Annotated in this window: 21 protein-coding genes; 5 read left to right on the top strand and 16 right to left on the bottom strand. The window is 63.1% G+C overall.

Annotated features, from left to right (window positions below):
• The first annotated feature begins 192 nt into the window (after positions 1–192).
• Complete coding sequence (locus tag BLR25_RS06595; protein ID WP_091935670.1) at positions 193–1,083, top strand: LysR family transcriptional regulator; 891 nt, start codon at positions 193–195, stop codon at positions 1,081–1,083.
• Positions 1,084–1,126: 43 nt separating this feature from the next.
• On the opposite strand, the gene BLR25_RS06590 is transcribed toward BLR25_RS06595, so the two are convergent.
• Together BLR25_RS06590 and BLR25_RS20915 are read right to left on the bottom strand one after the other, a co-directional pair.
• The gene (locus BLR25_RS06590) at positions 1,127–2,026 is read right to left on the bottom strand and encodes a polysaccharide deacetylase family protein (RefSeq protein WP_176785773.1); all 900 of its coding nucleotides are present in this window, start codon (positions 2,024–2,026) and stop codon (positions 1,127–1,129) included.
• Positions 2,016–2,213 carry a hypothetical protein gene (locus BLR25_RS20915; protein ID WP_143009785.1) on the bottom strand — a complete coding sequence of 66 codons (198 nt, stop codon included), beginning with the start codon at positions 2,211–2,213 and terminating at the stop codon, positions 2,016–2,018. The genes BLR25_RS06590 and BLR25_RS20915 overlap by 11 nt, the downstream gene beginning before the upstream one ends.
• Here BLR25_RS20915 and BLR25_RS20910 point away from each other — a divergent pair.
• Positions 2,212–2,412 carry a hypothetical protein gene (locus BLR25_RS20910; RefSeq protein WP_143009784.1) on the top strand — a complete coding sequence of 67 codons (201 nt, stop codon included), beginning with the start codon at positions 2,212–2,214 and terminating at the stop codon, positions 2,410–2,412. The two genes, BLR25_RS20915 and BLR25_RS20910, sit on opposite strands and share 2 nt — an antisense overlap.
• On the top strand, positions 2,409–4,508 hold the full coding sequence (gene pta, locus BLR25_RS06585; protein WP_091935663.1) for a phosphate acetyltransferase: 2,100 nt from the start codon (positions 2,409–2,411) through the stop codon (positions 4,506–4,508). The genes BLR25_RS20910 and pta overlap by 4 nt, the downstream gene beginning before the upstream one ends.
• 344 nt (positions 4,509–4,852) lie before the next feature.
• Here the strand turns inward: pta and BLR25_RS06580 are convergent, their stop codons facing one another.
• Positions 4,853–5,395: a DUF2799 domain-containing protein gene (locus BLR25_RS06580; protein WP_176785772.1), complete on the bottom strand. Its 543-nt coding sequence runs from the start codon at positions 5,393–5,395 to the stop codon at positions 4,853–4,855.
• A gap of 542 nt (positions 5,396–5,937) precedes the next feature.
• Between BLR25_RS06580 and BLR25_RS06575 the strand changes: the two genes are divergently transcribed.
• On the top strand, positions 5,938–7,104 hold the full coding sequence (locus BLR25_RS06575; RefSeq protein WP_176785771.1) for a GGDEF domain-containing protein: 1,167 nt from the start codon (positions 5,938–5,940) through the stop codon (positions 7,102–7,104).
• Between the two features lie 44 nt (positions 7,105–7,148).
• Here BLR25_RS06575 and BLR25_RS06570 read toward each other — a convergent pair whose 3' ends face one another.
• The 13 genes from BLR25_RS06570 to BLR25_RS06515 form a co-directional block, all read right to left on the bottom strand.
• On the bottom strand, positions 7,149–8,288 hold the full coding sequence (locus BLR25_RS06570; RefSeq protein ID WP_091935654.1) for a DSD1 family PLP-dependent enzyme: 1,140 nt from the start codon (positions 8,286–8,288) through the stop codon (positions 7,149–7,151).
• Between the two features lie 31 nt (positions 8,289–8,319).
• Positions 8,320–9,282: a threo-3-hydroxy-L-aspartate ammonia-lyase gene (locus tag BLR25_RS06565; protein ID WP_091935651.1), complete on the bottom strand. Its 963-nt coding sequence runs from the start codon at positions 9,280–9,282 to the stop codon at positions 8,320–8,322.
• 47 nt (positions 9,283–9,329) lie between these two features.
• Complete coding sequence (locus BLR25_RS06560; RefSeq protein WP_091935648.1) at positions 9,330–10,316, bottom strand: ornithine cyclodeaminase family protein; 987 nt, start codon at positions 10,314–10,316, stop codon at positions 9,330–9,332.
• 24 nt (positions 10,317–10,340) lie between these two features.
• Positions 10,341–10,982: a helix-turn-helix transcriptional regulator gene (locus tag BLR25_RS06555; RefSeq protein WP_091935645.1), complete on the bottom strand. Its 642-nt coding sequence runs from the start codon at positions 10,980–10,982 to the stop codon at positions 10,341–10,343.
• A gap of 273 nt (positions 10,983–11,255) precedes the next feature.
• Entirely contained in the window at positions 11,256–14,078 is a 2,823-nt protein-coding gene (locus tag BLR25_RS06550; RefSeq protein WP_091935642.1) for a hypothetical protein, read from the bottom strand.
• A complete protein-coding gene (locus BLR25_RS20905) occupies positions 14,009–14,611 on the bottom strand; it encodes a hypothetical protein (RefSeq protein WP_143009783.1) in 603 nt (200 codons plus the stop codon). Before BLR25_RS20905 ends, BLR25_RS06550 begins: the two co-directional genes overlap by 70 nt.
• A 207-nt stretch (positions 14,612–14,818) precedes the next feature.
• A complete protein-coding gene (locus BLR25_RS21515; RefSeq protein WP_143009782.1) occupies positions 14,819–15,088 on the bottom strand; it encodes a hypothetical protein in 270 nt (89 codons plus the stop codon).
• Between the two features lie 42 nt (positions 15,089–15,130).
• On the bottom strand, positions 15,131–15,592 hold the full coding sequence (locus BLR25_RS06540; RefSeq protein WP_091935636.1) for a GNAT family N-acetyltransferase: 462 nt from the start codon (positions 15,590–15,592) through the stop codon (positions 15,131–15,133).
• A gap of 6 nt (positions 15,593–15,598) precedes the next feature.
• Positions 15,599–16,675 (bottom strand): molybdenum ABC transporter ATP-binding protein, encoded by a 1,077-nt coding sequence (gene modC / locus BLR25_RS06535; RefSeq protein WP_091935632.1) that lies wholly within the window; start codon positions 16,673–16,675, stop codon positions 15,599–15,601.
• Positions 16,672–17,340, bottom strand: a complete 669-nt coding sequence (modB, locus tag BLR25_RS06530) for a molybdate ABC transporter permease subunit (RefSeq protein ID WP_091935629.1) — start codon at positions 17,338–17,340, stop codon at positions 16,672–16,674. The genes modC and modB overlap by 4 nt, the downstream gene beginning before the upstream one ends.
• A gap of 165 nt (positions 17,341–17,505) precedes the next feature.
• A complete protein-coding gene (gene modA, locus BLR25_RS06525) occupies positions 17,506–18,249 on the bottom strand; it encodes a molybdate ABC transporter substrate-binding protein (RefSeq protein ID WP_091935625.1) in 744 nt (247 codons plus the stop codon).
• 16 nt (positions 18,250–18,265) lie between these two features.
• Positions 18,266–19,060 carry a TOBE domain-containing protein gene (locus tag BLR25_RS06520; protein ID WP_091935622.1) on the bottom strand — a complete coding sequence of 265 codons (795 nt, stop codon included), beginning with the start codon at positions 19,058–19,060 and terminating at the stop codon, positions 18,266–18,268.
• 197 nt (positions 19,061–19,257) lie between these two features.
• Positions 19,258–20,826: a patatin-like phospholipase domain-containing protein gene (locus BLR25_RS06515; protein WP_091935619.1), complete on the bottom strand. Its 1,569-nt coding sequence runs from the start codon at positions 20,824–20,826 to the stop codon at positions 19,258–19,260.
• A gap of 588 nt (positions 20,827–21,414) precedes the next feature.
• Between BLR25_RS06515 and BLR25_RS06510 the strand changes: the two genes are divergently transcribed.
• Positions 21,415–24,771 (top strand): transglutaminase family protein, encoded by a 3,357-nt coding sequence (locus BLR25_RS06510; protein WP_091935615.1) that lies wholly within the window; start codon positions 21,415–21,417, stop codon positions 24,769–24,771.
• Positions 24,772–24,780 lie beyond the last annotated feature (9 nt).

The following is a 24,780-nucleotide window of genomic DNA, read 5'->3' as shown; positions in this document are numbered from 1 at the left end:
GTGCCGTGCTCGGTCGAGTGGCGCCGGGATGATGGTTGGATTTAAAGCCTGTTTCGGCAGGGCTCGCGGCCCGTGATCCCTGTCGAAATAGTCTTTCAGTTGAATTCGCGCGGCAGTTTACCGATCGAATCAATAGTTGGAAAATACATATTTTGTATCCAACGATCGTTTTTATTTATCCAAGAAATCGCCATGGAATTGAAGCAGCTGAAATATTTTGCAGCGGTGTGCCGGCTCGGCAGCGTCACCCGCGCCGCCGAAAGCTGCCATATCGCCCAGCCGGCGATCTCGGTCGCGATCCAGAACCTGGAGAGCGAACTCGGCGTCCAGCTGTTCGAGCGCAGCCACAAGAAGATCAGCGTGACCTCGTCGGGCCGCGTCTTCCTGCGTCGCGTCGAGGACATCCTGGCGCGTACCGACGACGCCATCCGCGAAATGGAGGACCACCGCGCATCACAGCGCGGCGTCATCCGCGTCGGTATCACGCCGATGATCGGCGCGGTGTTCTTTCCCGAGATCGTCAGCCGCTTCCGCGAGGAGCATCCGTTGCTCGAACTCAACGTCATCGAGGAAGGCGCGCTGTCGATCGGAACGCTGCTCGACAAGGGCGAGCTCGATGTCGGTGTCGTCGTCGTTGCCGAGAAACAGCCGCAACTCGAAATGTCGCCGATCACGCGCAGCGAGATCTACGTCTGCCTGTCGGCCGAGCATCCGCTCGCGGCGCAGCGGCGAATCGCCTTTCCGCGCCTCGCCGACGAGCCCTTCATCCTCTTTTCCGAGGACACGCTGTCACGCCGCATCATCCTCGAGGAATGCGCCCGGCATGGCATCTCGCCGCACATCGTCTTCTCATCGAACCAGATCACGACGATCATCAGCCTGATCGAGCGCGGCGTCGGCATCAGTTTTCTGTTGGAGCCGTTGGTCCGCGATCATCCGAAGATCGTCAGCCGCCGCCTGGCGAAGCCGCTGTACCTTGAAGCCGGCATGGTGTGGAATCCGCGTCGCTACCTGTCGAATGCGACGCGGACCTTTATCGAGGCGATCCGCCGTTACACGCTTGATGCCACCGGCGCCGGCTGATCGCGGCGGGAAGGAGCGGGAAGGGGCGGGAAGGGGCAGCGCGCTAGCGCAGTGACGGCAGGAACTCGGGGTCCTCGATGGCGCTGAACTGGAAGCCTTCTTCCTTGAGGCGCACGATGATCTCTTCGAGTCTGGCGAGCGTGTTGGGATGGATTTCGTGCATCAGGACGATGCCGCCGCGGTGGGCGCGGACCGTCGAGACGACATGCTCGACGTAATTGTGCCGGTTCTGCGCGAGCACGCCGCAGGAGATGGCTTCCTTGGCATCGATGCTGCCGTTGCGGTCGAATGCCCAGTCGCAGGAATCGATGTGCCAGCCGACGATGCGATAACCCCGGGCGTGCAGCAGTTCGTTCGCTTCGCAACTTGAATTGCCATACGGATAGCGGAAGAGCCGCTTGACCGGGCCGGGCGAGGCCGGTTCCTCGTAGCGCAGGATTTCCTCGCGTTGCTGTTCGGGCGGGATGGCGTGGAAATTCGGGTGGCTCCAGGAGTGATTGCCGACCGTATGCTTGCCGCTTGCCAGGATCTTGGCCGTGAGCTCCGGATGCGCGCTGGATTTCTCGCCGATCAGGAAAAAGGTGCCGCTGATTCCTTGTCTGGCGAGGATGTCGAGGATGTAGTCGGTCTGTCCGGGCTCGGGGCCGTCGTCGAACGACAAGGCGACGCGGTCGGGCGGGGGCGGCGTCGAGATTTCCGATTCGTAGCGGCAGGTCTGGCGGAGGATCGCCGCTTCGGTTGCCAAACGCGTGTCGAGCCGCCTGAAATGATGTTCGCGAATGACGGCGGTTTCTTCGTCGCGCGTGTGGCGCGGTGTGGTGGTGGCTGCGAGCGGCGGCGCGGCCAGCGTCGGTGCTGACACGCAGGCGAGCAATGCCCAGAACGCCAGGGCCGGCACGCGGATTGCGGTCGATGCGCTGCGGCGGCCGGCGTCAGTCGTCATGCTCGCGGCGGATCGACTCGTCGAGCGCGCTATCGTTGCTGTCGTCCCAGTCCTGTTCGGCGTCGGCATTCCCGCCCATGACGCTGCGGCGATCACGGTAGGTTCTCCGGTCGATCTTGAGAAATACGGGGGGGATATGGCAGATGCGGCGGTCGAGGCCGCTTCGCCGGTCGGTCGGCACAAACATGATCGATCTCCTCACGCAGGGAAGTCAGGAGGGGAATGCTAAAGATAGCACATCGCTATTTTTCTGCAGTTTTTTCGTGATCGACGCTGTTTCAGGAGGCCTTGGTGGCGCCGCCGATTTTCCTGGCGACGGCTATGTTGCTATCATAGCGGGCTGGCCGGTCACGGCATTTTGCCAATTCAGGAGCACAGCATCATGAAAACAGAACTCGTTTCCCGCACGCTTTTCATGGCCTCAGCATCGAGCGACTTCAGCGCCACCACGGGCGCGCTCGGCCTGCTGCGGGCCCTCCAGCGCGAGGGCTTCAAGGTCGGCTTCGTCAAGCCGGTCGCCGATCTCAAGGCCGGCGACGGACAGCCCGACCGCTCGGTGCATTTCGCCCGGACGATCGCCGGGGTGACGGTGCCGGAGCCGATTTCCGCCAAGCGTGCCGAGGCGATGGTGCGTGCCAGCGACGAGGCGAGCCTGCTCGAGGAAATCGTCACGCTGGTCGAGGGCGCGCGCGGTGACTGCGACCTGATGATTGTCGAAGGCATCACCTGTGGGCCGGATCATCCCTTGCTGCTCGATCTCGATCCGGCCATCGCGCGCAATCTCGGCGCTGCGGTGCTCGTCACCGCCAACGGCCGCCGCGCCGAGGCCGCCGACGTCGTCGCCACGCTCGTCGATGCCGCGCACCGCTACGGCAGCGACGGCGGCCATGCGCTGGCCGGCGCCATCATCACCCGCGTGCCCGACGCCTCGTATGCCGAAACCATTGGCGCCGGCATCGCTGCGAGCGGTCTGCGCGTGCCGCTCGTCTGCGTGTCGCCGGACAATCCCGAACTGGCGGCGCCGCTGCTCTCCGACGTCGCGGCCAATCTCGGCTTCTCGATCTACCGCACCGGCGATCTCGAGCATTCGCGTATCGCCCAGATCATCGTCGCCTCGCGCGGCGTCGACAAGCTGGTCGAACGCCTCAAGCCGGGAACGCTGATCGTCGCGCCCTGCGACCGTTCCGACCTCGTCGTCACGGCGACGCTGGCCCGCCTCAGCGGCATGCCGATCGCCGGCCTGCTGCTGACCTGCGGCGAATCGATCGCGCCGTCGATCGAGCACTTCCTGAATCCGCGTTTCGGCGATTTGCCGATCGTCACGACGCCGCTCGAAACCTATGACGTGGTCGTCAAGCTGGCGGCCACCGACCGGCGCATCAGCCTCAAGGACCGCGAGCGCATGGAGCGCGTCATGGACCACATCGCCGATCACGTCGCGCTGGCGCCGTTGACCGGTTCGGCCGGGCAGTCGGCCTTCACCCACCTGACGCCGCCGATGTTCCGCCATCGCCTGATCCAGCAGGCACGCGTCGCCAGCAAGCGTATCGTGCTGCCCGAGGGCGACGAGCCGCGCACGATTCGCGCGGCGGCGATCTGCGCCACCAAGGGCATCGCCCATTGCGTCCTGCTTGGCGACCCCGCCCAGATCCACAGCATCGCGCTGACGCATGGCATCGACCTGCCGACGGCGCATCCGCTGCTCGAAATCCTCGACCCGGCGACGATCCGCAAGGACTATGTCGCGCCGATGGTCGCCCTGCGCAAGTCGAAGGGACTGACGGCACCTCAGGCCGAAGCTATGCTTGAAGACAATGTCGTACTCGGCACGATGATGCTGGCCGAGCGGCATGTGGACGGCCTCGTCTCCGGCGCCGTCCATACGACGGCGTCGACAGTGCGTCCGGCGCTGCAGCTGATCAAGACGACGCCGGGATCGAGCATCGTCTCGAGCGTGTTCTTCATGCTGATGCCCGACCAGGTGCTGGTCTATGGCGATTGCGCCATCAATCCCAACCCGAGCGCCGAGGAACTGGCCGAGATCGCCCTGCAGTCGGCGGGGTCGGCGGCGGCTTTCGGCATCGAACCGCGCGTCGCGATGATCTCGTATTCGACCGGCGTGTCGGGGACCGGCGACGACGTCGACAAGGTGCGGGCGGCGACCGAGATCGTCCGTGCGCGTCGGCCGGAGCTGATTGTCGACGGGCCGATCCAGTACGATGCCGCCAGCGTCATCGACGTCGCCCGCCAGAAGGCGCCGAACAGCCCGCTCAAGGGCCGCGCCACGGTCTTCGTCTTCCCCGACCTCAATACCGGCAACACCACCTACAAGGCGGTGCAGCGCTCGGCCAACGTCGTGTCGGTCGGTCCGATGCTGCAGGGTCTGCGCAAGCCGGTGAACGACCTCTCGCGTGGCGCGCTCGTCGATGACATCGTCTATACCATCGCGCTGACCGCGATCCAGGCCATCGCCGAGGCCTGACCGCAGTGAGGGCGCGACGCCGTTGGCGTGGCGGCGCCGTTCCGGGTATCCCGGGCCGGGCGCAGCGGGCGCTGCCGTCTTGACGGACCTTGGTGCTTGAATGGAAATGGCCGGTTCTGAACCCAGACCGGCCATTTTTATGTCGCCGGCAGCGACTGTTCGCCTCGGCGCTCTGTCGGGGAATGCGAGCCGGTGCGGAAGTAATGCGCCTGAAAACAGCGGATGGCCGATGCCATTCAAGCCGGGGGATGTCGCTTGCTCGGTCACCGCGATCGTTCCGGCGTATCCCCCGCATTGCCGCCCGACGCGGTCGGGCGGCCAAAGGCCTTCTGCCGGACGGGGAATCAGCGCAGGTTTTGCAACACCATCTCGGCGTTGATCAGCTGCCCTTGATTCCATTGCAAGTTGTGGGCGGCCACGCTTTGCTCTTCACGGATCCGGTCTTGCTCACGCTGAAAATCGTGGTAGAGGCGCTGGTGATCTTCATTCTTTCCACGAGACCCCAAGCGCTGCTCGAACTCGTGTTGATTTTTCCGCAACCGCTCTTCCAGCGAACCGAGGCGATACCGAAGTCTGGCGATCTCGTCTTTAAAACGATGGATATCAAAGCCAATGTTGTATCGGCGGCGGAATTCCTGATCTATCGCCGGAGGGCAAACGCCTTCGTAGACTTCGCCGCGCAAGCCGATTTGCGCGGCATTGCCCAGCTGGCAATAGGTTTTCAGGCCTTGGTCGCGTCCTTTCAAGTAGGCTGCCTGGTCAATCTGGATGTTGGCTTCCGCACAATCACTTCTGCGCTGGTTCAAAAAACTCAAGTTTTTTCCAAGCAAACCATCGGCTTGCCCGACATCGCTCCAGTTGGCTATTTGGCATTCTTTCGGGCTCATGGTCGAGCACGATACGAGTCCCAGGCAAAGAAGACTGACGCTCATCCATGAGCGATATGGGTCCATGAGTTCTCCGTCATCAAGTCAAAAAAGGAATCCGCTGCATCTTCGCGGCTTGATCGCCGTCGAAGCCCCGCCACATCGGCGGCATAGTTGGGTGTTGATATGAGGCAGGGGCATCGATAGTGCATCGACGCCGGCTGCGAAAATGATAACACCTGATTGCCGGTACGATGCGTATGTCCTAAAAAAACAGGCCTTTGTGACCTGCGCCGCATCGCGCGGTGAACTGCCAAGGGTGTCGTCTCGCTGGCGGGCGGATTTCAGCCATCGGCGTCAATGCGCGCGATCGCTGGCTGAACTTTTCGGCTGACGAATTATCAGAGCCGTTGCGCGTTTCGGAAAAGCCATGCGTGTTGTCTTGGCTGCGGGCCGGGTGTCCTGCGCACGCCTCGCGGGTTCCCCTCCGTGTCTCCTGAATATAAACTAGCCATTTTTCTCCGTCTGCGCCAACGATGTCTCCAGTCCTCGATATCCGAACGATGGTATTGATCTATGTCGGGATCAATATTGGGCAGACGATCGTCCTGTTCTACCTGTGGAGTGTGCAGCGCAACTATCCGCCGGCGCGGGACTGGGCGATCGGATCGTTTTCGTTCGCCACCGGCCTCTTCCTTTTCGCGCTGCGCAATGTGGCGCCACCGGTGTTGAGCGAAGTCGCTTCGAATCTTTTCCTGCTGCCCGGCCTGATGCTGTTCAATTTCGGCGTCGTCAAGGCGGCGGGGCGGGTACCGCCGATGAAGTTTGGCCTGGTCTTTTGCGCCGTCGCCTGCGCGATCCTGGCCTGGTTTGCTGTCGGCGATCCGAATTATCCGGTCGCCGTCATCGTCCACAATGCGGTGATCCTGGCCTTCTACCTGTACCCGGCTTACGTCTGTCTGAGAGCGAAAACGGCGACCGGCAACCACACCTTCCGCCTGATCGGGATTCTCTTTCTCATGCTCGCGCTTGCCTGCGCCTGGCGCGTGGCGGGCGGCGTTTTCGGCCTGACCTTCTCCTTCTCGCCGACCCTGCCGCGCCTGTTCTGGATCGCGACCTCGCTGATCTGCTTCCCGATGATCACCGTGTTACTGACTTTGCATACCTCGCAAAGGCTTCAGGAGGAAATTCACGCGCAGGCCCGCCGCGATGCATTGACCGGCGCCTACAACCGGCGCGCCTTTATCGAGTTTGCCGACAAGGAGTGGTCGCGCAGTCTCCGGCAGGGGGCGCCCTTGTCGATCCTGTCGGTCGATATCGATCACTTCAAGTCGTTCAACGATCTGCACGGCCATCCGACCGGCGACGCCGCGCTGGTGGAGGTTTCGAAATCAGCGCAGGCCGCCTTGCGGGCGTCCGATATCTGGTGCCGTCACGGCGGCGAGGAATTCATCGCCTTGTTGCCGGACACCTCGATAGGCCAGGCGCTGGCGGTCGCGGAACGGCTGCGCCTGTCGGTCGAGCGCACCACGATTCCTTCGCCGAGCGGGCCGCTGAGCGTTTCGGTCAGCATCGGTGTGGCAGAACGCACCGCCCGTCATGAGAGCGTGACCGAGCTTCTCGCCATTTCCGATTCGGCGCTGTATCAGGCCAAGGCCGCCGGACGCAACCGGGTCGTCGCCGCCGCGCAAAAGGCGCCGGCGCCGGTGCGCATCGCCTCTTCGGCCTGAGCGGCCACGGCGTTTTTCGGCAGTTTCCTGGTGGTGTCGGTGCCTTACCAGCCGTAGAAGCGCGGCCAGGTTTCGCTGCTGTCGGTATCGGCAGCGAGCACCTGATATTCGGGGAACTGCGCACCGGTGGCGCAGGCGTGGTTGGGCAGGATGCGCAGCCGGGTGCCGATCGGGAAGCGCGTCGCGATGTCGGCATCGAGACCCTGTTCGAGCGCGATGATGCCGTGTTCCTGGTTGGCGCCGCTCATGACGTAGCCGCCGAGTTCCTTGCCGTCGATGTCGCAGACGAGGCCGAAACCGTAGTCGTGCTTCTGCTTGGCCGTGCCGCGGTCGCGGCTCATCGCCATCCAGCCGGCATCGACGATGGCCCAGCCTTTTTCGCGCTGGTGACCGATGACCGTGGTCAGAACGCTGAGCGCAAGCTCGTCGCGACGGCAGACGCCGACGTTGTGCATGACGAGGTCGAAGAACACATAGACGCCGGCGCGGACTTCGGTGACGCCGTCGAGATGGCGGGCATGCAGCGCCGTCGGCGTCGAACCGATACTGACGCCGGGGCAGGCAATGCCGGCCTGGCGCAGGCAGTCGGCGGCGGCGACGCAGCCGGCCCGTTCCTGCTCGGCCATCGCTTCGAGCGCCGCCGGCGTGTTGAGTTCGTAGCTGGAACCGGCGTGCGTGATGACGCCGCCGATCGTCATGCCGCCGTCCTGAAGCGCGCGGGCCACGCCGAGCAGCAGTGCGTTGTCGTCGGGCTTGATGCCCGAGCGGTGGCCGTCGCAGTCGATCTCGATCCAGACCTCGAAGACCTCGCCCTGCGCCTTGCCGAAAGCGGCGATCGCTTCGGCGGACGCGACGTTGTCGGTGATGATCTTCAATTGGCAGCCGCGCCGGCGCAGCGCCGTGACCTTGCCGAGCTTGTCCGGTGTAATGCCGACGGCGTAGAGGATGTCAGTGACGCCGGCGGCGAAGAATTGCTCCGCCTCCTTCAGCGTCGACACGGTGATGCCTTGCGCGCCGGCGGCAATCTGCGCCTGCACGACCGGCAGGCACTTGCTGGTCTTGACGTGCGGGCGGAAGCGCACGCCGAGCGCGTCCATGCGCTGTTGCATGCGGGCGATATTGGCCTGCATGCGGCGGCGATCGACGATGGCGGCGGGGGTGTCGAGCGAGGTGAGTGATGTCATGACGTTGTCTTCGTTGGCAAGAGGTTGCGGATCAGGCGCCGAACAGCGCGCACAGGCGGTCGATGTCGACGTTGCCGCCGCTGAGGATGACGCCGACGCGCTTGCCGCGGAGTTCTCCGGCCATCGCTCGTGCCGCGGCGGCGCCCAGGCAGCCGGTCGGTTCGACGATCAGCTTCATGCGTTCGGCAAAGAAGCGCATGGTGTCGACGAGTTGCGCGTCGGAGGCGGTGACGATGTCATCGACCTCGCGGCGGATGATCTCGAAAGTGTGGGCGCCGAGGTGCTGCGTCTGCGCGCCGTCGGCGATCGTCTTCGGTGTCTCGATGTGCACGATGGCGCCGCTGCGGAGCGATTGCTGGCCGTCGTTGCCCGCTTCCGGCTCGACGCCGTAGATCTTGCAGGCCGGCGACAGCGCCCGGGCTGACAGAATCGAACCCGAGAGCAGGCCGCCGCCGCCAAGCGGGACGAAGAGCGCGTCGAGTGGGCCGACCTCATCGATCAGTTCCTTCGCCGCGGTTCCCTGACCGCTGATGACATCCGGATGGTCGTAGGGCGGGATCAGCGTCAGGCCGTATTGTTGCGCGAGATCGTTGCCGATTTTCTCGCGGTCCTCGGTGTAGCGGTCGTAGGTGACGACCTTGCCGCCGTAGCCGCGCGTCGCCGCCATCTTCGCCGCCGGGGCGTCGTTCGGCATGATGATCGTCGCCGGGATGTCGAGCAGGGCGCCCGAGAGCGCGATCGCCTGGGCGTGGTTGCCCGAGGAGTAGGTGACAACACCGGCCTGGCGCTGGCGCGCGTCGAACTTCGACAGCGCGTTGAAGGCGCCGCGGAACTTGAAGGCGCCCATGCGCTGCAGGTTCTCGCACTTGAAGAAGATCTGCGCGTCGGTTTCGCTGTTCATCGTGCGCGAGGTCATCACCGGCGTGCGGTGGGCGTGGCCGTCGAGGCGGCGTGCCGCGGCAAGTACGTCTTCATAGGTCGGCAGGGGTAGCATGGTCGTCTTCCTTTCGCGGATTGGCGTTTGAGGGTGTCTGATGGTCTTTACCAGGGCCAGTCGACGCGCGTGCCGGCGCCCGTCGCCTTGGCTTCCCGCAACAGCAGGTGGGCGACGGTCAGGTCTTGCAGCGCGATGCCGGTCATGTCGAAGACGGTGATGTCCTCGGCCTGGCGGGTGAAGCTTGTCGTGCCGGCGAGCAGATCGCCGATGGCGGTGATGGCGAGTTCGGGCGCCCACTGGCATTCGCCGATCTGACGGGCCTGGATGGGGTCGTCGACGAAGATCCGGGCGCGAGCGAGCAGTCCGTCGGGCAGTTCGCGCTTGCCCTGCGTGTCGGCGCCGACGGCGTTGATGTGCGTGCCGGGACGGACCGCTTCGGCATGAAACAGCGCCTTGCGGCCGGGCGTGGCTGTGATGACGATGTCACTGGCGGCAACAGCGGCATCGGCGTCGGCGGTGTGCGCCAGCGTGGCGCCGGCGGTCTCCAGGTCGGCAGCCAGCGCTGCTTCGAAGTCAGGCGCCGGGCGTCCGTCGCGGCTGACATGAATGACGTGGCGCAAGGTCGGCACGGCGCGCAGCGCGAAACGCGTCTGAATCTGCGCCTGTACGCCGCTGCCAAAGACGCAGAGCACGCGGCTGTCGGGACGCGCGAACAGGCCTAGTCCGAGGGCGCCGGCGGCGCCGGTGCGCAGCGTGGTGACGATGTTGCCGTCGATGACGCAGTGCGGTCGGCCGCTTTCGGGGTCGATGAGCAGGATCGTCGCCTGGTGTGGTTCGGCGCCGAGCGTGCGGTTCTGCTGCCAGAAACCGGCCGCCTTGAAACCGAGGACGCTGCGACTGTCGATGTCGCCCGACTTGATGCCGAAGACGGCGCCGTTACCCAGTCCTTCGCGCACGACCGGGAAGATGCGTCCGGCGCCGCCACTGTGCAGTTTGAAGGCGTCGGCGACGGCGTCAATGACCATGTGGTAATTGAGCAGGGCGGCGACCTGACGCGTGTCGAGGAGCAGCAGTTGAGTATTTTTAGGCATGGAATGTCCTGTTCGGCGGGCGGTTCAGGGGGTGAGTTTGCGCGTGTCGAGGTAGAGCGTCGTGCGTGAAATGCCAAGGTGCTGGGCTACGGTATCGATGGCACGACGCATTTCGAGCAGGCCGTTGTCCTTGAGTTCGCGCAGGAGCGCGCGGCGCTCGTCGGCCTTGAGCGCGCGCGGCGTCGTCGAGCGGCGCGCGGCGAAAGCGTCGATGTGGTCGAGTAGCGCCTGCGAACCGACCGGTGCCAGCGACTCGCTGACCTCGGCCGTTGCAGCCGTCATGCCGAAGCGGTTGAGGACGTTCTGCAGGTTCTGGAAGACGGTGAGGTCGACGTTGAGGCACAGCGCCGCGATGTAACGGCCCTTGCGGTCGCGGATGCCGATCGAGGTACTCTTGGCCTGGCGCCCGTCGGGAAAGCGGTTCGGGTAGTTGGCGATGACCTCGGGCGTCTCCGGATGTGAGACGCGCTGGCCGCCGAGTTCGGTCATCGGGTCGCCGATGTCCCGGCCCGAGAGATTGTTGTGGATGGCGACGATGGCATGGTCCTGCTGGGTGAGGTCATGCACGACGACTTCGCAGAATGGCGCCAGCGTTTCGCCGAGTCCATGCGCGATATGGCGGAGTTGGGCGAGGACGTAATCGTGGTCAGGGGAGGGTGTAGTCATGTTTTCATTTTGTTAAATAGTTAACGTAATGTCAACGGTTGTGCCGTACGGCGGGACGGATTGAGATTGCAAGCGCCGCCGATGACGGGGCGTTCTCGTTTTGTGATCATTGACGATGTTCGGCAGGATTTTACTTGTTGGTCCGGGTGTAACACTACGGTGTCGCTGTTGTGGGGCTTGCTGGCTCTCTGTGTGCGAGCGCCGAGGCGCTTTGCGGGAAGGACCGGGGCGGCGGCGTTACCGGCCGCTGCCCTGGGATCGTTGCTGGGGTGTTTACGTGGATTGCGCAGTGATCTCTTCAACGAACGCTGGCAGGAAGTCGTCTTCCAGGCGTCGGACGAGTTCCCTCGCCAGTGCGTTGAAAAGGGATGGACTGAGCGGTGGCAGCGGCTCAATAACCAAGGCCCGGGTCAATTCGGCGATCGCGGTTTCCACTTGATACTGGTACTGCGGTTGGGGTCCGTCGCTGGCCTTAAGTCGTCCGACCAGATCTTCCAGTTTTCTGCGGATAGTGGCTTCGTCGCTTGATGAAAGCCGATTCTTGAGGTCGACGACCCGATTGAGCAGCGACAAGGTGTCGCGGTTTGGAACGATGATTCCGTTCAAGTGAGCGATAAATTTTTCCAGCGCGCCGGATATGTCGGAAAGGGACAAGGACAGGTTGTTCCGGTTGATCTCTTCGTTATCGAGATGGGGGTACAGCTTTTCGAGGACGTCGGCCGTTGCCGAGTTGCTCTTGAGGAAGACAGGGCTGATGTGTTTAATGAAATTGTTATAAATGTCGGTGGCGCGCTTTAATAGTATTGCCGGGTTGGATTCCATCGAAAACGCGTGAATGTGCTCGAGTACTTGTATGACGCCGAGGGCTTCTCGATTGTCATGTCTTTCGGCGAAAGCGCGAAGGTCGCCGAGCATCAACATCCTTGTTTCCGGTTTCACTTCAATGAAATTTGAAGCGCTTGGCTTCGGATAGCGGGCTGCTTGCGGCCATCGATCATCGCCGATGACGGCAAAGTCCGCCTTGCATGACGGCGGTTTGTCAAGCGTGATCTCTCCTGTTGCAGACAGCGTCAGATCGGCTTCAACCAACAGACGACTGCGGTTCGGGTCGAGCCAGTGCGAATGATTGTCCTGGTCTTCGGCCTGGATAATTCCTTTCAGGGCGCATCGGTAGGTGAAACGGATTCCCGTGTCGTCGGAGGAAACAATCCTTGCTTCGCCTGACTCGAATCCGAGCGTGCCATATATTTCCGTCAGCACCGTTTCGTCCGGAAGGCGGAGCGTTCCGGATGTGTCGTGATCGAAAAATGTCCTGACACAGGTGGCCATGACGATCTTGTCCATGGACGCCAGGCTGTCGGTCAGCCGCGCAAGAAGAAAGTTCCGGTCACGATCGCTAAGTTCAAGCGCCAGTGCGGCTTGGAGATTGGAGTGAATGCTCGCGTCCAGGAACTCCGGGCGTTTTCGGGACGTGAACGAGATCTGTTTTCCGTTCGGTAAGATCAGCCTGGTTTCTGAATGTGTCAGCACATCGACGAAGCCGGGCGAGACCACGGGGGCGTTAGCTTCGATCCGCTCAGGGGCGACATGGGCGGGTTCATTGTTCAGGGCGTTTTGGAACGCATACTGGAATATGCCGTCAGCGTCGTTGCTGCGTTTCTGAAGCGCAGCAAGGAGTGCGTCGCAGGTTTTCCTTACGTGCGGATCATTGGCTGTGTCGACCCTTTGCCTGATTCCCGTGTCAGCCGAGCTCAGGCGTTCAAGGAGCGCCTGAGCTGCCGATGGCGACAAGCCTGCGACGCCGATATTCAGCATTGTGGCGAGATAGTGGTCGTAGTTCGCGAGCAGAGGCGCATGTTGAGCCACGGATTCTGAAATGGTCGCCATGACGTCGAAAGCCAAGGGGCCCTGCAATTTTTCCTGGTTTGCGAGAAAGGAGATTTGAGTGCGAATCGATGACAGCAGAGGAAAAAATGAAGGAGAGACGTTTTCGGCATGCTCAAGCGCACTCTGTATCTGAATTTTCTGGACATCCGTCAGATCGGTCTCCTTGCCGAGCTTGGCCAAAATGGCTTCTCGTGTGCGGAACAGGTGCTCATAAAAATCGCCTTCCAGATTCTCTGCGAAGGAACGCATTTTTTCGACCGGAATATCGTCAAGCTCGATCCAGACATTTTGGGTGACGACTTTGAGAAAGAGATGTGCGGCGCTTTTCAGGAATGGTTTCGATAAATCGTGGGGAGATTTGATCGTCGCGTGCGCGAGTTCTTCCAGCCTTGAAATGCTCGCCTGGTCATCGCCGAGCGTCGTGAGTGCATTGGTGAGAAGGCGAATTTTTTCGGAATGTCTTGTCGCCTCGCTTGGAGACAGTTGCTCGGAGAGGGATTTTTTCAGATCCGAGAGCGCGGTCATGACGCTGCCTGTTGGGCTTGTCCACGTCTCGCGTTCAGGGGCTTTGCGATTTTTCTCGCCAGCGCTCTGACGGTTGAGCATATGGCAATAAAATATCAGGGCATCTCTGACCGCTCCGATGATGTCATCTTTGGACATGGCGCCATGGGTATATTGGGTCATGGATTTACACCGGCTCTCAATCAGTTCCAACAGTGGCCTGAAGCCGCGTATTTGGGGGACCCTGATGTGCATTCCTTCGCATGAATCGTCGATTTTCTCAAACCAATTCAGATAGTTGCTGATCAAATTCTCGAATTCCTTTTTTGTATATGTCAATCGAAGGTCGTTCATCGCAGGCGACATCCACGGATGGATTTCCAGGATAAATTCCGTGCGCCTCATGTGATCCTGAATGGCCCGGTCGTTTTTTATCTGATTTGGCGTCCGTTCGGCGTGGGTGGCGCCGATGTTCGCTACCTTCCGAAGATTGAGCGATGTGCAAAATGACACCATCGCATTTGTCGTGGCCCGAAGAATGTTCTCCTTGGACAGATTGCCCCGGGCGTATTCAGGCATGGCCCTGCACCCGTCCGTAATCAGTTTCAACAGGGGCTTCAGTTCGGCGATCCGGGTCATGTCTTTCCCGGTGGGCTGGTGGTCGAGCGCTCCAGCCCAAGCAAAATAGCCGGCGGTGAGTCGCATGAATTCCTTTGGTCCAATGCTTGATCCGAGTTGGTGCATGATCGGCGAACCGTCCGGTTCGGTGATGAGGGCGCGGAATTCGTCGCTATTGAAGAAGTCCTGAATGGCCTGGTCATTCTTCGTCGGGTAGGGGGATTCTTCCGGAGGGGGGGGGGAATATTGGCACTCTCCTTCGTTCTTGTTTGGGCTTCTTCGATGATCTGTTTGACCTGGCGCGCGCTCAGCGGTTTGGAGGGGTCCGTGTGATGACGATTGATGCACTCGAGCGCAAGCTGTTTGCCAAAGTCATTTTTCATGTCGGTGACGAACTGGGAGACAAAGCTGTCGCGAGTTGCGTTCACCGTGGCGGGGCTGCCGTGATGCGATCCGGTGCCGTCAGTCATGGCGCCTTTGGCTCTCGACCAGCGTGGCGGAGGCGTTTGCACCGGTACAAATTGCGTTTTTTTATCTGTGCGCGTGGCAATGTAGTTGTCCAGATATTCCGGGCCGATCTTGTTGACGGCTCGGAGGTATTTGTCGGTCAGTCTGCACATGATGTTTTCCCCCGGTAATGTTGTGATTACAGCGTTTCATGATTTTTTCCCGCGGCAGCGAGATGCGGGTTTGGTCGAAAATTGGCCGATTTTTTGGGTGTCAGCGACTGCGGTTGAGATGTTTTATCTTGTCGCATCGGGATGACGGTGCTTCAGTAACGCGAGATCGGGAACAGTTCCGTCTTGCACGCGATCGGGAGCCGCGCGTTAGATCGGCGGCGTCATGATCTCGTTGCCGTGGTCAGGATCGACGAGTGCCAGGCACTCGCCGTTCGATGAAGGTATGCCCGGTCTTCGGGATGAATTCCTGAAGGCGTTCGGCAGGGGGCGCGCGGGAGAATCCCGATCGGATGCCTCGTGCGCGAGCAACCGGCTCGATCGGATCATCGGGGCGGGCGCGCCGACGCTCAGGGGCACGCGCCAGGTGAACCACAGGATATGTGAATGGAATGTCTCCTGGGTCTTCCAGGCAGCCATCAAGGGTGTGCGCTTTGCACACCGGAAGGTGATTGAGAGGGCTTACGCGCCGCGCGGCAAGGTTTTGCGCAGCACGCGCATCGCCGAATATTCGAAGCCCAGGTGTTCGTAGAAGGAGAGCGCCGTGCGGTTATCCTTGTCGGCGAGCAGCGTGATGCGTGGCAGGCCGGCGGCCGCCGCCCAGTCCAGCACGTGCTCGACGATACGACGGCCGAAACCGCGTCCGCGCCAGGTGGCGTGAATGACGACGTCTTCGAGCAGGACGACGCGGCAGCCTTCGGCGGTGCTGACGGTAAATAGCGCGTTGGCCATGCCGGCGACCTGTCCGTCGATGCGCAGCACGAAGAGCTGGCCGACGGCCGGGTTGTCGAGGATCGTGTACAGTCCGGCGAGTTGCTTGTCGCGGTCGGGCTGGAAATCGCTTTCGAGCGTGAAGAGTTCGGCGAGCAGGTCGGCCATCGGTTCGAGGTCTTCGTCCGTCGCCGTGTCGATGGTGGCATTCATGGCTATTTATCCGATCAGGGCGACGGCCTTGACCTGCGCCCAGACGTTCATGCCCGGGCAGAGCCCGAGCTGGTGGGCCGAGCGGCGCGTCAGGCGCGCGATCAGCGGGGTTTGGCCGACGTCGAGGCGTACCAGCGTCAGCGCCGGATGCGCGTCGTCGCCGAGGGCGACGACGGTCGCCGGTAATGCGTTCTGGATGCTGGTGCGCGTCGGCGCGTCATGGGCAATGCTGACGTCACGGGCGAGCACGCGTACCCGCACATGCTGGCCGAGCGCATGGCCGCCGTCGCGCGCCCAGAGAAAGCCGCCGGGGAAGGCGGCGCGGGCGAGCAGCCAGGGTTCGTCGCGGGCGTCGATGACGGCGTCGATGACGACGCCGGTATCCTCGCCGAGGCGGATCGGCAGGTCGATGCGCGCCAGCGTCTCGCCGAGCGGACCGGCGGCCAGCGCCTTGCCGGCGTCCATGACGACGAGATGGTCGGCGAGACGGGCGACCTCGTCGGGTGCGTGGCTGACGTAGAGAATCGGGATTTCGAGCTCGTCGTGCAGACGTTCGAGGTAGGGCAGGATCTCCTGCTTGCGATCGTGGTCGAGCGCCGCCAGTGGTTCGTCCATGAGCAGCAGGCGCGGCCGCGTCAGCAGCGCGCGCGCCATTGCGACGCGGCTCTTTTCGCCGCCCGAGAGCCGGGCCGGACGCCGGTCGAGCAGGCCGCCGATGCCGAGCAGTTCGATGACGGTTTCCGCTGCGATCTGCCGTTCGCCGGCAGCGATGCGACGCCGGCCGTAGTCGAGGTTGTCGCGCACCGACAGGTGCGGGAAGAGCGCCGCGTCCTGGAAAACATAGCCGAGCGGACGTCGGTGCGTCGGCGTGAAGATGCCTTGGGCATCATCCTGCCAGCAGTTGCCGTTGATGACGACGCGGCCACGGACGGCCGGTTCGAGGCCGGCGATGGCGCGCAGACAGGTGGTTTTGCCCGAGCCCGAGTGGCCGAACAGCGCTGTCACGCCACGCCCGGGCAGCGCCAGATCGAGGTCGAGCGCGAAGCCGGGATAGTCGAGTCGGAGGCGGATGTCGAGGCTCATGCGTCCGGCCTCCGCTGCATGCGGTTGAGAAGCAGCAGAATGAGGAAGGAGAAGGCGAGCATGCCGCCGGCCAGGGTATGCGCATTGGCATATTCCATGGCCTCGACGTGGTTGTAGATGGCCATCGACAGCACCTGCGTCTTGCCCGGAATATTGCCGCCGATCATCAGCACGACGCCGAACTCACCGATCGTGTGGGCGAAGCCGAGGATGGCGGCGGTGACAAAGCCGGGCCGGGCCAGCGGCACGACGACGCTGAAGAAGGCGTCGAGCGGCGTCGCGCGCAGCGTTGCGGCGGCTTCGAGCGGGCGCGGTCCGATTGCCGCGAACGCCTGTTGCAGCGGCTGCACGACGAAGGGCAGAGAATAGATCATCGAGGCGACGACCAGACCGGGAAAGGTGAAGGGCAGCAGACCCAGCCCGAGCGATTCGGTCAGCCAGCCGCCGGGACCATTCGGTCCGAGCAGGACAAGCAGGTAGAAGCCGAGCACCGTCGGCGGCAGGATCAGTGGCAGCGTCACGGTGGCGCCGATGACGCCCTTGAACGGACTGTGCGTGCGCGCCAGCCACCAGGCGAGCGGCGTCGCCAGCAGCAGGAGAAGCAGCGTGCTCAGCCCGGCGAGCTGCAGGGTCAGGACAATGGCGTTGAGGTCGGCGGTCAGCATGGCGCGAATCTTACCGCGACATCGGGCGGCAGGACAGGCAACGAAGGATAGCATGTCGCCCGATGACGCCGTTCGGTGTTCCGACGTCGATCGCCGCGGCGGCGGCGTCGACATGGCAAGTGCATAGGCCGGTCTTCATCGTCGTTGCGATCCCGGTGTCTGGCCTCAGAGCGCGTAGCCGTAGGAGAGGATCACGGCGCGCGCCTTGTCGCCCTTCAGGTACTTGAGCAGGGCTTCGGCGGCCGGTTTGCCGCGACCCTTGTCGAGCAGCACGGCGTCCTGGCGGATCGGCGAGTAGAGTGCGGCCGGAACGATCCAGGCCGAGCCGTCGGTGAGTTTGCCGTCCTTGGTGACCTGCGAGAGCGCGACGAAGCCGAGTTCGGCGTTGCCGGTGGCGATGAACTGCTGCGCCTGCGTGATGTTTTCGGCGAGGACGATCTTTGCCTGCAGCGCATCGGCGAGCTTCAGCGCGGCCAGTGTTTCGGTTGCCGCCAGGCCGTAGGGCGCCAGCTTCGGATTGGCCAGTGACAGGTGACGGAAATCGCCGCGCCGGAGAATCTCGCCTTTGTCATCGACGAGGCCCGGCTTGGCCGACCACAGCACGAGTTTGCCAATTGCATAGGTGAAACGGCTGCCGGAAACGGCGAATCCTTCCTTTTCGAGCTTCTGCGGCGTCTCGTCGTCGGCAGCGAGCAGGATCTCGAAGGGGGCGCCGTTCCTAATCTGGGCGTAGAACTTGCCGGTCGCGCCAGCGACCAGCAGGACCTTGTGGCCGCTTTCCTTCTCGAAATCGGCGGCGATCTTTTGCATCGGCGCGGTGAAGTTGGCGGCGACGGCAAGCTGGATTTCGTCAGCGAGTAGCGATGAAGAAGCAAGGAGAGCGAGGATGATCGACGATAGTCTGAGCATGACGGTACTTTCAGCGTTAGGAAGGGATGGCGAGGATGACGTGCGAGGCCTTGATCAGCGCGCAGGCGCGCACGCCTTCGGCGAGGCCGAGTTCGTGGATGCTTTCGTTGGTCAGCGTGGCGACGACGAGCTTGCCGCCGGGAAGTTCGATGACGACTTCACCGTTGACCGCGCCTTCCTGGCAGCGCACGACGGTACCGCAGAGACGGTTGCGGGCGCTGGTCTTGACCGTCTCGTCCGTGGTGACGATGACCCACGGCGCCTTGACCAGTCCGTAGGCTTCGAGGCCGGGCGTCAGGCCGAGATGGTCAACACTGTCGTTGGTGATGACCGCGGCAAGCGTATCGCCGCCGCCGATGTCAAGGACGACCTCGGAATTGATCGCACCACGTTGGAGCGTTTTGATGCGTCCGAGGAACTGATTGCGTGCGCTGGTCTTCATGTCGAATCTCCGGATGAGGGCGTAATACTGTTCAAAATCGTCCATGATCTGGCCGAGTGCGGCGAGGACGCGCTCGCGTTCCTTTTCGAGGCGGCGGTAGGCGACGATGATGCGACGGCCATAGGGGGTCAGCGTCGTGCCGCCGCCCTTGCGACCGCCGGTCTGGCGTTCGACGACCGGGTGCTCCGACAGATTGTTCATGCACTCGACGGCCTGCCAGGCGGCCTTGTAGCTCATGCCCATGTCGGTGGCGGCGGTCGAGATCGAACCCGTGGCATCGATACGTTCGAGCAGTTCGAGGTGGTCCCAGCGACGCCCGCGCGAGAGGGCGGCAGCGTAGGGATTTGTCTTGGCGGTCGGCGGGCTCATGTCGGCAAGCGCTCCAGAAGGGGAGAAGAAAGGGAATGATACCGTTATTACGTTACGCGACATAACGCATGCAATGAATATGCCAGTCGCGAGGCGTGCGACAGGAGGCGTGCGCGGCGGTGGCGGGCGAAGTGCCTGGCGTCTTTCAGTCCGTTGCCGCGCGGCTTGCGGCCGCTCCGGCGCGGGTGCCGCGCAATCTAGCGCTTGAGTGTGACCATCTCCGGCTCGCGGAGTGCGTCAGCCACGGCCGTCTCGGCGAGGTGGCGTCCCAGCAGGTAATACGCGCGGATCAAGGCCGGCGGATAGTGCATCCGGAAGGTTGGCGTTTCGGGGAAGCGATCGTCCTCGTCGGTGTCGGCATCGATCGTCACGACTTCCTCATGGAGTGCCGGATGGCTGCGTTGCAGTCGGGCCATGAAGGCGGCGACATTTTCGAGCGTCGGGCGAATCAGGACAAGCCGACCCCGCGCATGCGGGCAGCGATAGCCGGTGCTGATGACTGGCGCCAGCCCCGTGCGATGCCAATCCGAGCGGAAGGTGCAGCCCAGCAACTTCTCGGCCTGACGGGCGGCGAGAATCAGATCGTCGAAATCGCCCTGCGCCCGGGCGGTCGCGTGGCGCTTTTCCTTGCCGATCTGGGATACGACGATGGTCTCGACACCGCGTTCGAGCAAAGGCAGCAGCCCGAGATTGTCCGATTTGCCGCCATCGGTCAGGTGATAAACCGGGCGCAAGCCCTCGATGGCCGCCTGGCGCCCGTTGTCCTCGCGAAAGCGCAGGCGAAAGTCATATTGCAGCAGGAAGGGGACGCCGGCGCCGACGACGCCGGAAGAATGCGCCAGCATCAAGGAGAGGGTCGATCCGGGAATGTCTTTCTCTCCGCCGAAAATCGAACGTTGCCAATTGATGTACTGCCACAGGAAACGAGCGTCCCCGGAACGCAGGAAGAAGCCCGGGGCTTCGTCGTCGATCAGCGTGCCCTGGTGGTCCGGTGTGCTCTCGAACGGAAATTGTTCGCGGCTCGAGGCCTCGCCGGACGCCGAATGCGTCGAGTTGAAGATCGGGTAGGGACGTCGAAGGCTTTTTCTGGCGCATTCGCTCTGGAGTCGGCTGAGTTCGCTTTCGCCGAAGACGAAGTTGCAGTCGCCAAGATACGATTCCACGATGTCTTCTTCCCACATCAGTTTGCGCTCCTCGATCTTGCCGTCCTCGTTGATCGGCAGCCAGTGAAGCGCCTGTCGGTCGCGCAAGCCGGCGAGCGGGCCGGTGCATCCGGGCGCCGACGTTCCCGTGGCAGCGAAAGCGTCGAGGCAGTGGAATACATGATCGTCATCGGCGCCGTTGCTCCAGTAAAAACCGTTGGCCCAGCTGCCGCCGCTGACCGACGAGATGTAATCGACCTGTTCCAGCAAGGTACGCGCTTGCGGTCGGGCGGAATGCAGTCCGGCGAGCAGTCCCTGATGAAACGCGGCTGAACGGATGCCGCCGCCGGACATCGTCAGGCCGAGCAAATGCGAGGGGCGGGAGCCGATCGTGGCGTCGCCCCGCCGGGTGTTGATGTAGGCGTATTCGTGGGCGAAATAGCGGTCCGGGTCCAGGGGGCGTTCGTTCGCTTGCCGGACGAACTGGAAGGATGCGGCATCGTAAGCGCGGTCGGCCAGATTGACCGAAGCGCACCCGTTCGAGAGTACGGCGATCGCGACGAGTGTTGCCGGGTGAAATGCGGCGTGACGGACAGCGGTGTTCGAGTGATGTTTTTGTCTCATTTCCGCTCTATGCAGACAAAAAAAGGGCGACGCACGGCTGAATTATCGGCAATTAGGGGGGGCCGAGCGTGCGTCGCCAATTCATCCAGTATTGATCAGTTATCCGCTTATGTGTGCCAACTAAGTCACACTATTTGGCGAATATTTGCAATGTGGAGTGGTGGAATTGTCTTGATTGCAAGAATGGTCATTTGAAGTGAATGTGCTTTTTGCGCGCTTGTCGCGTTTTTGTCAAAAATGGAAAAAATGTAAAACATGACACGGGTCTTATGCGCTGCCGGTTTTCGGGACGCCGCCGGGGTGTCGGCGCGATGCGCGTCGAGACGGCCGGTCTGACGGCGCCGGTGGCGAACGCTCTTCCGGACAGCTGACACGCGCTGACACGCGGGGATGCACGGGCTGCAGATTTGCGTGGAGATGCGCCTCTCCCCCTTTGGTGCGTGCCGGCGAAGCGCCTGCACGGTCATGGTGCGGGGGCAATCGTTTTCGCGTGGCCGACCTGCGGCGACGGGGGCTCGCGGCCGGTTCGGCGGTCCTTGGCCCGGCTCTTGCTCGTATGCATTCGTTCTCAATGCGCGGAGCCCCATCGTGTCGATCCACGTCGCCCTCAACCACGTCACGCATTATCGTTACGATCGTCTGGTCGGCTTGTCGCCGCAGGTCGTGCGCCTGCGTCCTGCGCCGCATGCGCGCACGCCGATCCTCAGTTATGCGCTGAAGGTGACGCCCGAACAGCATTTCATCAACTGGCAGCAGGACCCGCAGTCGAACTACCTCGCCCGTCTCGTCTTCCCCGAGAAGACGCGGGAGTTCAAGGTCGAAGTCGATCTTGTCGCCGAGTTGTCGGTGATCAATCCCTTCGATTTCTTTCTTGAGCCGGGCGCCGACACGTTTCCGTTCGCCTACGCGCCGGAATTGCGTCACGAATTGCTGCCGTTTCTCGAAAAACTACCGGCGACGCCGCTCTTTCAGGCCTTCGTCGATGGCATCCCGCGCACGCCGCAGGCGAGCGTCGATTTTCTCGTGTCGCTCAACCAGCGCGTGCAGCGCGCCATCGGTTACGTGATTCGCATGGAGCCGGGCGTGCAGACGCCGGGCGAGACGCTGGTCAAGGCGTCGGGCTCCTGCCGCGATTCGGCCTGGCTGCTGGTGCAGGTGCTGCGCCATCTCGGCCTGGCCGCGCGCTTCGTCTCCGGTTACCTGATCCAGCTCGTTCCCGACGTCAAGTCACTCGACGGGCCGTCGGGGGCCGAACGCGATTTCACCGACCTGCATGCCTGGTGCGAGGTCTACCTGCCTGGTGCCGGCTGGATCGGCCTCGACCCGACCTCCGGCTTGTTCGCCGGTGAGGGACACATTCCAATCGCGTGTTCGCCGGAGCCGTCGTCGGCGGCGCCGATCAGCGGCTTTTCCGACGCGTGCGAATGCGAGTTCTCCCACACCATGTCGGTCGAGCGGATCGCCGAGACGCCGCGGGTGACCAAGCCTTATTCCGACGCGCAATGGGCCGCCATCGAGGGGCTCGGGCAGCGCATCGATGCCGATCTCGCCGCCGGCGACGTGCGCCTGACGATGGGCGGCGAGCCGACCTTCATCTCGATCGACGATCCTGACGGCGCAGAGTGGAATACCGAGGCGCTCGGTCCGACCAAGCGCCAGCGTGCCGCCGATCTCTTCCGCCGCCTGCGCGAGAAATACGCGCCGCAGGGGCAGGGGCTGGCGCATTTCGGCCAGGGCAAGTGGTACCCGGGCGAGCAGTTGCCGCGCTGGGCGCTCAATTGTTTCTGGCGCAAGGACGGCGAACCGATCTGGAAGAATGATGCGCTGATCGCCGACGAGACGCAGGATTACGGTGCCGACGCCGATCTCGCCGGGCGCTTCCTGCAAGGTGTTGCCGAGCGGCTCGATCTTGACGGTCAGTACATGTTTCCGGCCTATGAGGACGCCTTCTACTATCTGTGGCGCGAGCGGCGCTTGCCGGTGAACGTCGATCCTTTCGATGCGCGGCTCGACGATCCGCTCGAACGCGAGCGCCTGGCGCGGGTGTTTACGTTGGGACTCGACGCCGTCGTCGGGTATGTGCTGCCGATCGCGCGCAGTTTCGTGCGCGGCCGCTGGCAGACCGGGCCGTGGTTCCTGCGGACCGAGCGCTGTTACCTGATTCCCGGCGATTCGCCGGTCGGTTACCGCCTGCCGCTCGATTCGCAGCCCTGGGTCGCTCGCGCCGATTATCCCTATGTCAATGCGCCCGATCCGACGCAGGCAGTGCCGCCGTTACGCGCCTATCATGAGATCCGCACGACGCTCGACGAGCGCGCGCTGGCGGAAGGTGCGTTGCCGCTCGATATCGATGGCAGGGGCGCCAGCGGCCTGTTCGCGACGGCCGGCGCGGCGGCGTTCGAGCGTTGGCCGCAGCAGCACGAATCGGCCGCCTGGATCACGCGCACGGCGATGTCGGCGCAGGCACGCAATGGCGTGCTCTATGTGTTCATGCCACCGACCTCCTGTCTCGAGGACTATCTGGAACTCGTCGCTGCCGTCGAGGCGACCGCGCAGGCACTGTGCGCGCCGGTGATCCTCGAAGGCTACGAGCCGCCGCGCGACGCCCGCTTGGAGAAATTCAGCGTTACGCCCGATCCCGGCGTCATCGAAGTCAATATCCAGCCATGCGCCGACTGGGCCGAACTCGTCGAGCGCAGCACGCATCTGTACGAGGCGGCGCGCCTGTCGCGGCTGTCGACCGAGAAGTTCATGCTCGACGGGCGCCACACCGGCACCGGCGGCGGCAATCACTTTGTCCTCGGCGCCGCGACGCCGCTCGACTCGCCTTTCCTGCGCCGGCCCGATCTGCTGCGCAGCCTGATTTCCTACTGGCATAACCATCCGTCCTTGTCCTATCTCTTCTCGGGCCTGTTCATCGGCCCGACCAGCCAGGCGCCGCGCATCGACGAGGCGCGCAACGACGCGGTCTATGAACTGGAAATCGCCTTCCGGCAGTTGCCGCCGGTCGGGACCGAGGTGCCGCCGTGGCTGATCGACCGGCTGCTGCGTCATCTGCTCGTCGATGCCACCGGCAACACGCACCGCGCCGAGTTCTGCATCGACAAGCTCTATTCGCCCGACAGCGCCAGCGGCCGGCTCGGCCTCCTGGAAATGCGCGCCTTCGAGATGCCGCCGCACGCGCGCATGTCGCTGGCGCAGCAGTTGCTGTTGCGGGCGCTGATTGCGCGCTTCTGGAAGACGCCGTATGCGCCGTCCCGGCTGGTGCGCTGGGGTACCGAACTGCATGACCGCTTCATGCTGCCGCATTTCGTGCAGCAGGATTTCAATGACGTCATCTTCGAGCTCAACGATGCCGGCTACGCCTTCCATCCCGACTGGTTCGCGCCGCATTTCGAGTTCCGCTTCCCGCGTCATGGCGGTTTCGCCGTGCAGGGCATGGAGATCGAAGTGCGCCATGCGCTCGAACCCTGGCATGTGATGGGCGAGGAGGGCGCCATCGGCGGCACCGTGCGCTATGTCGATTCCTCGGTCGAACGCGTCCAGGTCAAAGCCATCGGCATGGCCAGCGATCGCTATGTGCTGACCTGCAACGGTGTGCCCGTACCTCTGCAGGCGACCGGCAGCGTCGGCGAATTCGTCGCCGGCGTGCGTTACCGCGCCTGGCAGCCGGCGTCCTGCCTGCATCCGACGATCGGTGTGCAGGCGCCGCTGAGTTTCGATCTCGTCGATACCTGGACGCGGCGTTCGCTCGGCGGATGCCGTTACCATGTCGCGCATCCGGGCGGCCGCAATTTCGAGCGGTATCCGGTCAATGCCTATGAGGCCGAAGGACGCCGTCTGGCGCGCTTCACGGTGCTCGGCCATACGCCGGGACGCATCGAGGCGGCAGAACCGGTGCATAACGCCAGTTTCCCGTTTACGCTAGACTTGCGCCGCCCATAAGCTTCCCCG

This window comes from Propionivibrio dicarboxylicus, from assembly GCF_900099695.1.
GTDB classification, from domain to species: domain Bacteria; phylum Pseudomonadota; class Gammaproteobacteria; order Burkholderiales; family Rhodocyclaceae; genus Propionivibrio; species Propionivibrio dicarboxylicus.
This window is presented reverse-complemented; position numbering and strand designations above follow the sequence as displayed.

Excerpts from the sequence above, each read along its gene's own strand:
- BLR25_RS06595 (WP_091935670.1), top strand. The coding sequence starts at position 193 with ATGGAATTGAAGCAGCTGAAATATTTTGCAGCGGTGTGCCGGCTCGGC.
- BLR25_RS06590 (WP_176785773.1), bottom strand. The coding sequence starts at position 2,026 with ATGACGACTGACGCCGGCCGCCGCAGCGCATCGACCGCAATCCGCGTG.
- BLR25_RS20910 (WP_143009784.1), top strand. The coding sequence starts at position 2,212 with ATGATCGATCTCCTCACGCAGGGAAGTCAGGAGGGGAATGCTAAAGAT.
- BLR25_RS20915 (WP_143009785.1), bottom strand. The coding sequence starts at position 2,213 with ATGTTTGTGCCGACCGACCGGCGAAGCGGCCTCGACCGCCGCATCTGC.
- pta (WP_091935663.1), top strand. The coding sequence starts at position 2,409 with ATGAAAACAGAACTCGTTTCCCGCACGCTTTTCATGGCCTCAGCATCG.
- BLR25_RS06580 (WP_176785772.1), bottom strand. The coding sequence starts at position 5,395 with ATGAGCCCGAAAGAATGCCAAATAGCCAACTGGAGCGATGTCGGGCAA.
- BLR25_RS06575 (WP_176785771.1), top strand. The coding sequence starts at position 5,938 with ATGGTATTGATCTATGTCGGGATCAATATTGGGCAGACGATCGTCCTG.
- BLR25_RS06570 (WP_091935654.1), bottom strand. The coding sequence starts at position 8,288 with ATGACATCACTCACCTCGCTCGACACCCCCGCCGCCATCGTCGATCGC.
- BLR25_RS06565 (WP_091935651.1), bottom strand. The coding sequence starts at position 9,282 with ATGCTACCCCTGCCGACCTATGAAGACGTACTTGCCGCGGCACGCCGC.
- BLR25_RS06560 (WP_091935648.1), bottom strand. The coding sequence starts at position 10,316 with ATGCCTAAAAATACTCAACTGCTGCTCCTCGACACGCGTCAGGTCGCC.
- BLR25_RS06555 (WP_091935645.1), bottom strand. The coding sequence starts at position 10,982 with ATGACTACACCCTCCCCTGACCACGATTACGTCCTCGCCCAACTCCGC.
- BLR25_RS06550 (WP_091935642.1), bottom strand. The coding sequence starts at position 14,078 with ATGCGACTCACCGCCGGCTATTTTGCTTGGGCTGGAGCGCTCGACCAC.
- BLR25_RS20905 (WP_143009783.1), bottom strand. The coding sequence starts at position 14,611 with ATGTGCAGACTGACCGACAAATACCTCCGAGCCGTCAACAAGATCGGC.
- BLR25_RS21515 (WP_143009782.1), bottom strand. The coding sequence starts at position 15,088 with ATGGCTGCCTGGAAGACCCAGGAGACATTCCATTCACATATCCTGTGG.
- BLR25_RS06540 (WP_091935636.1), bottom strand. The coding sequence starts at position 15,592 with ATGAATGCCACCATCGACACGGCGACGGACGAAGACCTCGAACCGATG.
- modC (WP_091935632.1), bottom strand. The coding sequence starts at position 16,675 with ATGAGCCTCGACATCCGCCTCCGACTCGACTATCCCGGCTTCGCGCTC.
- modB (WP_091935629.1), bottom strand. The coding sequence starts at position 17,340 with ATGCTGACCGCCGACCTCAACGCCATTGTCCTGACCCTGCAGCTCGCC.
- modA (WP_091935625.1), bottom strand. The coding sequence starts at position 18,249 with ATGCTCAGACTATCGTCGATCATCCTCGCTCTCCTTGCTTCTTCATCG.
- BLR25_RS06520 (WP_091935622.1), bottom strand. The coding sequence starts at position 19,060 with ATGAGCCCGCCGACCGCCAAGACAAATCCCTACGCTGCCGCCCTCTCG.
- BLR25_RS06515 (WP_091935619.1), bottom strand. The coding sequence starts at position 20,826 with ATGAGACAAAAACATCACTCGAACACCGCTGTCCGTCACGCCGCATTT.